At 69.9% G+C, this 8245-nt stretch carries 9 protein-coding genes; 7 read left to right on the top strand and 2 right to left on the bottom strand.

Annotated features, from left to right (window positions below):
* The 6 genes from WMI84_RS15390 to galE form a co-directional block, all read left to right on the top strand.
* Nucleotides 1-744 (top strand): 5-oxoprolinase subunit PxpA (locus tag WMI84_RS15390; protein WP_347354655.1); only part of this gene is annotated, 744 nt, incomplete at its 5' end.
* Nucleotides 745-862: 118 nt separating this feature from the next.
* Nucleotides 863-1114, top strand: a complete 252-nt coding sequence (locus tag WMI84_RS15385; RefSeq protein ID WP_347354654.1) for an acetyl-CoA carboxylase — start codon at nt 863-865, stop codon at nt 1112-1114.
* Entirely contained in the window at nt 1111-2469 is a 1359-nt protein-coding gene (locus tag WMI84_RS15380) for an acetyl-CoA carboxylase biotin carboxylase subunit (protein ID WP_347354653.1), read from the top strand. Before WMI84_RS15385 ends, WMI84_RS15380 begins: the two co-directional genes overlap by 4 nt.
* On the top strand, nt 2466-3344 hold the full coding sequence (locus tag WMI84_RS15375) for an allophanate hydrolase subunit 1 (RefSeq protein WP_347354652.1): 879 nt from the start codon (nt 2466-2468) through the stop codon (nt 3342-3344). Before WMI84_RS15380 ends, WMI84_RS15375 begins: the two co-directional genes overlap by 4 nt.
* Nucleotides 3334-4311, top strand: a complete 978-nt coding sequence (locus tag WMI84_RS15370; RefSeq protein ID WP_347354651.1) for a biotin-dependent carboxyltransferase family protein — start codon at nt 3334-3336, stop codon at nt 4309-4311. The genes WMI84_RS15375 and WMI84_RS15370 overlap by 11 nt, the downstream gene beginning before the upstream one ends.
* A 60-nt stretch (nt 4312-4371) precedes the next feature.
* On the top strand, nt 4372-5385 hold the full coding sequence (gene galE / locus WMI84_RS15365; protein ID WP_347354650.1) for a UDP-glucose 4-epimerase GalE: 1014 nt from the start codon (nt 4372-4374) through the stop codon (nt 5383-5385).
* 163 nt (nt 5386-5548) lie between these two features.
* Here the strand turns inward: galE and WMI84_RS15360 are convergent, their stop codons facing one another.
* Both WMI84_RS15360 and WMI84_RS15355 read right to left on the bottom strand, forming a co-directional pair.
* Nucleotides 5549-6895, bottom strand: a complete 1347-nt coding sequence (locus WMI84_RS15360; RefSeq protein ID WP_347354649.1) for an MFS transporter — start codon at nt 6893-6895, stop codon at nt 5549-5551.
* 78 nt (nt 6896-6973) lie between these two features.
* Nucleotides 6974-7369: a hypothetical protein gene (locus WMI84_RS15355; RefSeq protein WP_347354648.1), complete on the bottom strand. Its 396-nt coding sequence runs from the start codon at nt 7367-7369 to the stop codon at nt 6974-6976.
* Nucleotides 7370-7451: 82 nt separating this feature from the next.
* Between WMI84_RS15355 and WMI84_RS15350 the strand changes: the two genes are divergently transcribed.
* Nucleotides 7452-7949, top strand: a complete 498-nt coding sequence (locus WMI84_RS15350; protein WP_347354647.1) for a low molecular weight protein-tyrosine-phosphatase — start codon at nt 7452-7454, stop codon at nt 7947-7949.
* The last annotated feature ends 296 nt before the right edge of the window (nt 7950-8245 follow it).

The raw sequence follows: 8245 nt of genomic DNA, 5'->3' as shown, positions 1-8245 counted from the left end.
AACTGCGACATGAGCGAAGGCTTCGGTGCATGGATGTTCGGCGACGACATCGACCGCCAGATGATGCCTCTGGTCAGCTCGGTCAACGTCGCCGCCGGTTTCCACGCGGGTGACCCGAGCACGATGGTCAGGACCGTTGCCCTGGCCAAGGAGTACGGCGTGGGGGTCGGCGTCCATCCGGGGTTCCGGGACCTCGTAGGGTTCGGTCGCCGTCACATCAACGCCACCGCGGCCGAGCTGGTCAACGACTCCCTGTACCAGCTGGGGGCACTGCGAGAGTTCGTGCGCCTCAACGGCACCCGGTTGCAGCACTTCAAGCTGCACGGAGCGCTGTACATGCACGCGGCGCGCGACGAGGAGTTCGCGACCGCGCTGATCGAGGCGCTCCGCATCGTCGATCCCGACCTGCCGGTACTGGTGATGGGTGGCTCCGTGATCGATGCGGTGGCCCGCGAGCACGGCCAGCCGGTAATCCGGGAGTTCTACGCCGACCGGCACTACGGCGACAACGGGCAGATCGTGTTCACTCGCAACGTGGGCGCGTTGGACCCTGACACGGTGGCCGACAAGGTGCTGCAGGCCTGCCGACAGGGGACCGTAGACACCGTCGAGGGGAACACGATAGCGATCGAGTTCGAGTCGGTCTGCATCCACAGCGACACCCGGGGCGCCTACGAGCTGATGAGCCGGACCCGGTCAGGACTGGACGGAGCCGGCATCGTGGTCCGGTCGTTCGCCGACTGAGGGCCGGTTGCGCGGGGTCCGGTCGCCCACCCATTGTGCCATCCTTGGGCGCAGCGCGCAGCCGTACCGTACGCGGTACCTGATCAGCAGCCACCCGCCGTCTCGCAAGGAGCAGCTCATGAGCAACGTCCACGAAGTGACTTCCCCGCTGCCCGGCACGTTCTACCAGTGCGAGTCGCCGACCGCACCGCCGTTCGTGACGGTAGGCGCCAAGGTCGCCGTCGGCGAGACCATCGGCCTGGTCGAGGTGATGAAGATGTTCAACCCGGTCACCGCCGACGTCGCCGGGACCGTGGTCGAGGTCTGCATCGACTCCGAGGAGCCGGTCGACATCGGCGACGTACTGGTCCGGATCGAGGCTGACGAGTGAGTCCCATCCGCCGGCTGCTCGTCATCAACCGCGGAGAGATCGCGGTCCGGATCGTCCGCGCCGCCAAGGAGATGGGCATCACCGCGATCGCCGCGTACAGCGACGCCGACGAGGACTCACTCGCTGTGCAGCTCGCCGACGAGTCGGTCCACATCGGCGGCGCGCACGCGAAGAAGAGCTACCTCAACCACCAGGCGCTGTTGGCTGCGGCGCGGACGGTGAACGCCGATGCGATCCACCCCGGATACGGGTTCCTCTCGGAGAACGCCGAGTTCGCCCGGGCCGTGGCCGGTGCCGGTTTCATCTGGGTCGGGCCCGACGCGGCGACCATCTCGCGGATGGGTCACAAGGCCGAGGCGATCGCCACCGCCCGGGCCGCCGGAGTGCCCGTCGTGCCGGGCAGCAACGGGCTCATCACGAGCACCGAGGCAGCGGTGCAGGCTGCTGCCGACGTCGGCTACCCGGTGCTGATCAAGGCGGCATCCGGCGGTGGCGGCCGCGGGATCCGGGTCGCCCACGACGCCGACGAGCTGGTCTCCGGGATCGCTGCCGCGCAGCAGGAGGCGGCCGCGGCATTCGGCGACGACGGGGTCTACCTGGAGCGGTTCATCGCTCGAGCCCGGCACATCGAGGTCCAGATCCTGGGAGACGGCCACGAGGCCGTCCACTTCTACGAACGGGACTGCTCCCTGCAACGCCGCAGGCAGAAGATCTGGGAGGAGGCGCCCGCCGCGGTCCTCGACCCGGCGACCCGCGACGAGCTCTGCGCCGCCGCCGTCGCCCTGGCCAAGTCGGTCGGCTACCGGGGCGCCGGGACCATCGAGTTCCTCTACGACCCGGACACCCGGGACTTCTTCTTCATCGAGATGAACACCCGGATCCAGGTGGAACACCCCATCACCGAGGAGATCTGCGGCGTCGACCTGATCCGGATGATGATCACCGTCGCGCAGGGCGAGCCGCTGCCGTACCGACAGGACGACATCACGCCCAAGGGGCACGCCATCGAGGTCCGGATCAACGCCGAGGACCCCGCCAACGGCTTCATGCCCTCGCCCGGGCAGATCAGCGAGCTGCGCTGGCCGATGGGCCCGGGTGTGCGGGTCGACTCGATGGTCTACCAAGGGTCGACGATCCCGCCCTACTACGACTCGCTGATCGGCAAGCTCATCGTTTGGGGCGAGGACCGGCAGCGGGCGCTGGCCCGGCTCGGCCGGGCACTCGGCGAGCTCAGGCTGGTCGGACCCAGGACCACGCTGCCGTTCTTCGAGACCCTGCTGGCCCAGGCCGAGGTTCGGGACAACGAGTTCCACACCACCTGGGTCGAGAAGTGGCTGGAGGGGAGACAACCGTGACCGGCGCCCGGTACACCCTCGGCGGCGACGAGCACCTGTTCGTCGAGCTGTCCGAGAGCATGTCGCTGCGGGCGTTCTTCCGCGGCATCCTGATCACCCAGCAGCTCACCGACCGCCACCTCGACGGCGTCACCGAGATCTGCCCGGCCAACGCGTCCTACCAGGTCCGGTTCGACCCGGACGTGATCGACGTCCACCGACTGCAGGGCATCCTCGAGGAGATCGACGCCGGCATCGGCGAGGGCCACGGGGCCTTAAGCACCCGCATCCTGGAGATCCCGGTCCTCTACGACGACCCGTGGACGAACGAGACCCAGATGCGGTTCCGCGACCGGCACCAGGATCCGAACGCGACCGACCTCGAGTACGCCGCCCGCGTCAACGGCTACCGCGACATCGACGCCTTCATCACAGCGCACTCGGCCACCCCTTGGTTCGTCTCGATGGTCGGGTTCGTGGCGGGCCTGCCGTTCATGTACCAGATGGTCGAGCGCGACAAGCAGATCCAGGTCCCGAAGTACCTGCGACCCCGCACCGACACCCCACCACTCACGGTCGGCTACGGCGGCTGCTTCAGCTGCATCTACTCCGTCCGCGGTGCCGGCGGCTACCAGATGTTCGGGGTCACCCCGGTGCCGATCTACGACCCGGACCAGCACGTCAAGCACCTCAGCGAGTTCATGATCCTGTTCCGGCCCGGCGACGTGGTCAAGTTCCGACCCGTCGACCGCGCGGAGTACGACCAGATCGTCGAGGCCGTCGAGCACAACACCTTCACCCTCCGCAGTGCTCCTGCGCGGTTCTCCCTGGACGACTTCGAAGCCGACCACGACGGCTACCCCAAGACCCTGCTAGAGGCCCTCGATGCCCATTGAGATCACCAAGCCCGGACTGGCCAGCTCGATCCAGGACGCCGGGCGCAGCGGCTACTACCACCTCGGCATCCCCCCGTCGGGCGCGATGGACCAGATCTCCTACCGCGCCGCGAACCTGCTCCTGGGCAACCCCGAGACCGCCGCCGCGATCGAGTGCGCCCTGATGGGGCCCGAACTCGTCTTCACCGAGCCCACCCACGTGTGCCTGACCGGGGCCCGCATGCAGCTCAAGCTCGACGGGCAGGACCAGCCCACCGACACCGTCCTCGCAGTAGCAGCAGGCCAGACCCTCACCCTCGGCTTCGCCACCGCCGGAGCCCGCAGCTACCTCGCCGTGGCCGGTGGCATCGAGGTCCCCGTCAAGCTCGGCAGCCGGTCCACCTACGCGCTCGGTGGGCTCGGCGGGCACCGGGGCCGCCCGCTCAAGGCAGGTGACCAGCTTCCGATCGGCCGGCCCGGCCGCACCCCGGTCGTCGGGGCGGAGCTGCCCGACGGCCTACGACTGCCGCTGGCCAAGGAGTACGAGCTCCGTATGGTGCGAGGCCTCTACGACTACCGAGTCCAACCGGCCTCCATGGACCGGTTCCTCACCGACACCTGGACCGTGTCCTCCGAGTCCGACCGTATCGGCTACCGCCTCAAGGGCGGCACACCACTCGGCTTCGAGCCGCGCACCCCTCCCTTCGGGGCCGGCGACGACCCGTCGAACATCGTCGACGCCTGCTACCCGATCGGATCGGTCCAGGTGCCCTCCGGCCAGGAGCCCATCGTGCTGCACCGCGACGCCGTCTCCGGCGGCGGCTACATGATGGTCGGCACGGTCATCAGCGCGGACATGGACAAGATCGGGCAGATGCAACCGAACACCAAGGTCCGCTTCGTCGACACCTCGCTCGCGGAAGCACTCCGCGCCCGGCACGAGAGGGCCGAGTGGCTGCGGCGCATCCGGGTGGCAACCGCAGGCTGAGGCCACCCGCGTGCGCCACGAGGTGAGCGGCATACCACTTGGTCGTTAGGCTTGGCGACCATGCGCGTACTCGTCAGCGGAGGGGCCGGCTACATCGGCTCGCACACCGTCGTCCAGCTCGTCGCCGCCGGGCACGAGGTCGTCATCGTCGACAACTTCGCGAACAGCAAGCCGTCGGTCGTGAACCGGCTCGAGGCGCTGACCGGCGAACACCTGCCGGTCCACGCGTTCGACCTGCGCGACCACGACAAGACCGAGCTCCTGTTCGCCAACGAGCACATCGACGCCGTCATCCACTTCGCCGGCCTGAAGGCGGTCGGCGAGAGCGTCGAGCTGCCGCTCGAGTACTACGAGAACAACCTCGGCACGACGTTCTCGCTCGTGCGCGCGATGCAGCGTCACGGGGTCGACAAGCTCGTCTTCTCGTCGTCGGCGACCGTCTACGGCCTCGACCAGGAGGCCGCCACCGAGGACCGCCCCACCTCGGCAACCAACCCGTACGGCTGGACCAAGGTGATGCAGGAGCAGATCCTGCGCGACGTCGCGGTGGCCAACCCGGCGATGCGGTTCGCGCTGCTGCGCTACTTCAACCCGGTCGGCGCGCACGTGAGCGGCACCATCGGCGAGGACCCGCAGGGCATCCCCAACAACCTGGTGCCCTACATCGCGCAGGTCGCGGTCGGCCGGCGGGAGTACCTGTCGGTCTACGGCGACGACTACCCGACCCGCGACGGCACCGGCGAGCGCGACTACATCCACGTCGAGGACCTGGCGGCCGGGCACCTGGCCGCCCTGACGCGGCTCGGCACCATGGACGAGCCGGTCGGGGTCTGGAACCTCGGCACCGGCCGGAGCACGTCGGTGCTCGAGATGCTGCACGCGTTCGAGCGGGCGGTCGGGCACGAGCTGCCGCACCGCGTCGTCGGGCGTCGGGCGGGCGACGTCGCGGTGTCGTACGCCGACCCGCACAAGGCCAACGCCGAGCTGGGCTGGGCGACGACCCGCTCCGTCGACGACATGTGCGTCGACACGTGGCGCTGGCAGCAGGCCAACCCGAACGGCTTCCCGGACTGACGCGTGGGTTCCCTACCGACGTGTCACGCCGTATGCCGCTGAGCGCACCTCCGCGCGCCGGTCGGCACCTCCCCTGGTGTTGATCGGGTCGCGTCAGCGCGGCCGGGCCCAAGACCTGTTCCACCCGCTCAGTCCGTCCCGGAGGAGGCTGGGGAGGCTGACCTCAGGGACGAGGATCGAGCGCGTCGTAGTCGCGGAACGAAGGCACCCGGCCCACCCAGACCCAGACGACAGCAACCACGAGCAGGCCCCCGGCGAAGGGCGGCAGCCAGGTCACGGTGACCGCAGCGAGCGTCCCGGCGAACATCTGGCCGAGCCGCGGCCCGCCGGTGACGACGACCGTGGAGATCCCCTGGATCCGGCCGCGGATCGCATCGGGCACGGCGGCCTGCAGGATCGTGGTTCGGAAGATCATGCTGACGTTGTCGGACGCTCCGGCCCAGACGAGGCACAGGCACGAGGCGGCCAGCCCCGGGACGCTCACGTCGGCGAAGTCCGGCGACCGGACCGACCAGCCGCCCAGCGTCGTGACGCCGAGGACGACGCCCAGTCCGGCGATCGCCAGACCGTACGACGCTATCGCGGTGCGGATCGCCCTGCCCTGCCGGCGGATCGCGGTGAGCCGCCCTGACAGGAGGCTCGAGGCGATCCCCCCGACGGCGTAGGCGGCGGTGAGCAGGCCGACGGTCATGGCGCCCCCACCGAGCACGATTGCGCCTACGGCCGGGAAGAGCACGATGGGCTGGCCGAACGTCATCGCGACGATGTCGACGACGAAGCTCATCCGGATGTTCGGGGCGTCGCGCAGGTAGCGCAGCCCGTGACGTACCGCCTCGATGCCGTGCACGAGGTGCCCGTCCGGCGCGCGCTCGGGTTGGATGCTCGGCAGGGTCCAGAGCCCGAGGAAGCCGAAGACGAACAGGATCACGTCGGTGGTGTAGGTCCACGGGTAGCCGACGCGCGCCACGAGCAGGCCGGCCACAGCCGGTCCCAGCGTCACCATGACCCCCATCGAGATGCCGTTCAGCGCGGCGGCCTGGGGCAGCAGCACCACCGGGAGCAGTCGTGGCGTGATGGCCTGCCGTGTCGCCGAGGCGACCGTCGCGGCCACGGCGTTGACGGTCGTGATGACGTAGAAGGCCCACACCGCCTCGAACCGGCCCCACGCCACGGTCGCCAGGCACACCGTCGAGAACCAGGCGACGACGGAGGCGATCAACGCCACCGCGCGCCGGTCGAACCGGTCCGCGATCGCCCCGCCGTAGAGCCCGGCCGCGACCATCGGGACGAGCGAGAACCACGCGACGAGCGACACCATGAACGTCGACTGCGTCAGGTCGTAGATGTGCAGGGCCACGGCGATGTTCGTCATGACCGCGCCGATACCCGAGAGGGTGTTGCCGGCCCACAGGCGCGCGAACGCCGGGCTGACCCGCAGCGGGGTCAGGTCGATCAGGTGCGAGCTGCGAGCCGTCGCGTCGACCGGGTCGGCGGGATCGGCAGCTGGCACAGGGGAAACCTACGCCGTCGCTCGCGGCCACGGGCGTCGGCCGGACCCGGGCCCGGCCCCCGGAGCCACCCCCCGAGGTCAGGCGACGTCCCGGTCCATCGGCATCACCTCCTCGAGGCGGAGCGCACGCAGGCGGAACCCGTCGCGCAGCCAGCGCCACGTCCCGTCCGGCTCCCGGCGCGCGACCTGGGTGCACACCCGGCCGTCCGTTGTGCGGCTCGACGTGCAGGCCACGCCGCTACGGACGATGGGGGCGCCGACCGGCTCGACCGCGAGGTCGAAGCCCCGCTCGAGCGCCGCCGCGAACGCTGCCCCGATCGCGGTGGACCCGACGGCCTCGCGACCGTCACGCAGGCTGACCACGGCGTCGGCGGCATACAACCGCACGATCCCCACCACGTCACGCGCCGCGACGCACTCCGCGAACTGCACCGCGAGATCCTCCGGCCCGCCCGACCCCTGCCCTGTCGTCATGAAGACACCGTTGCAGCCGCCACCGACACTGCCTTCGGACCCGCGGCCGGGCACGTGACGAGGGACGGTGTTGAATGGGCCCATGGCGGCTGGCACCGTGCACGTCACCTTCGTGTGCACCGGCAACATCTGCCGGTCGCCGATGGGTGAGGTCATCCTCACCGGACTCGTCGAGCGGGCGGGCCTCGCCGACCGAGTCCGGATCACCTCGAGCGGTACCGGCGGCTGGCATGTCGGCAATCCCGCCGACCCGCGCACCATCGACGTGCTCGAACAGCACGGCTACGACGGGACGACCCACCGGGCAAGGCAGTTCGAGCGACGCACCTTCGACGAGGTCGATCTCGTCCTGGCCGCCGACCGCGGCCACGTGCGCACGCTGCATCAGCTGGCGCACACCGACGTGGACCGCGCGAAGATCCACCTCGTGCGCGAGTTCGACCCCGCCGCCGTCGCGGCCGGCACCCTCGAGACCGACGACCCTTGGTATGGCGGCGAAGCCGAGTTCGCGCGCTGCTTCCGGGAGGTCGAGGCAGCCTGCCGCGGCATCCTCGCCCGGCTCGAGGAGCGGCTCGGCTGAGGTCTGGCCGCTGCGGGACGAGTCCGAGCCGGCGCCGTCGACCAGTGGAGCGAGACTGTCGATCGGGAGTGCTGCACTGTCGATCGGGATTTGCGCACTGTCGATCCGGAGTCGCGCACTGTCGATCCGGAGTTGCGCACTGTCGATCCGGAGTTGCGCACTGTCGATCGGGGTTTGCGCACTGTCGATCCGGAGTTGCGCACTGTCGATCGGGAGGGAGGCGAGCGGCATACCACTGCCCCTGCGGGACGACTGCGCTCTGGGAGAATGCGCGCATGCCCTCGCTCGCCGACGCC

It is taken from the genome of Intrasporangium sp. (assembly GCF_039812505.1).
Taxonomy (GTDB): domain Bacteria; phylum Actinomycetota; class Actinomycetes; order Actinomycetales; family Dermatophilaceae; genus Intrasporangium_A.
The sequence above is the reverse complement of the archived record's forward strand: the minus strand, read 5'-3'. Positions and strand labels throughout refer to the sequence as shown.

What these genes read in the sequence shown, in the direction of transcription:
- WMI84_RS15355 (WP_347354648.1), bottom strand. Translation starts at nt 7,369, where the DNA reads ATGACGACAGGGCAGGGGTCGGGCGGGCCGGAGGATCTCGCGGTGCAG.
- galE (WP_347354650.1), top strand. Translation starts at nt 4,372, where the DNA reads ATGCGCGTACTCGTCAGCGGAGGGGCCGGCTACATCGGCTCGCACACC.
- WMI84_RS15385 (WP_347354654.1), top strand. Translation starts at nt 863, where the DNA reads ATGAGCAACGTCCACGAAGTGACTTCCCCGCTGCCCGGCACGTTCTAC.
- WMI84_RS15350 (WP_347354647.1), top strand. Translation starts at nt 7,452, where the DNA reads ATGGCGGCTGGCACCGTGCACGTCACCTTCGTGTGCACCGGCAACATC.
- WMI84_RS15370 (WP_347354651.1), top strand. Translation starts at nt 3,334, where the DNA reads ATGCCCATTGAGATCACCAAGCCCGGACTGGCCAGCTCGATCCAGGAC.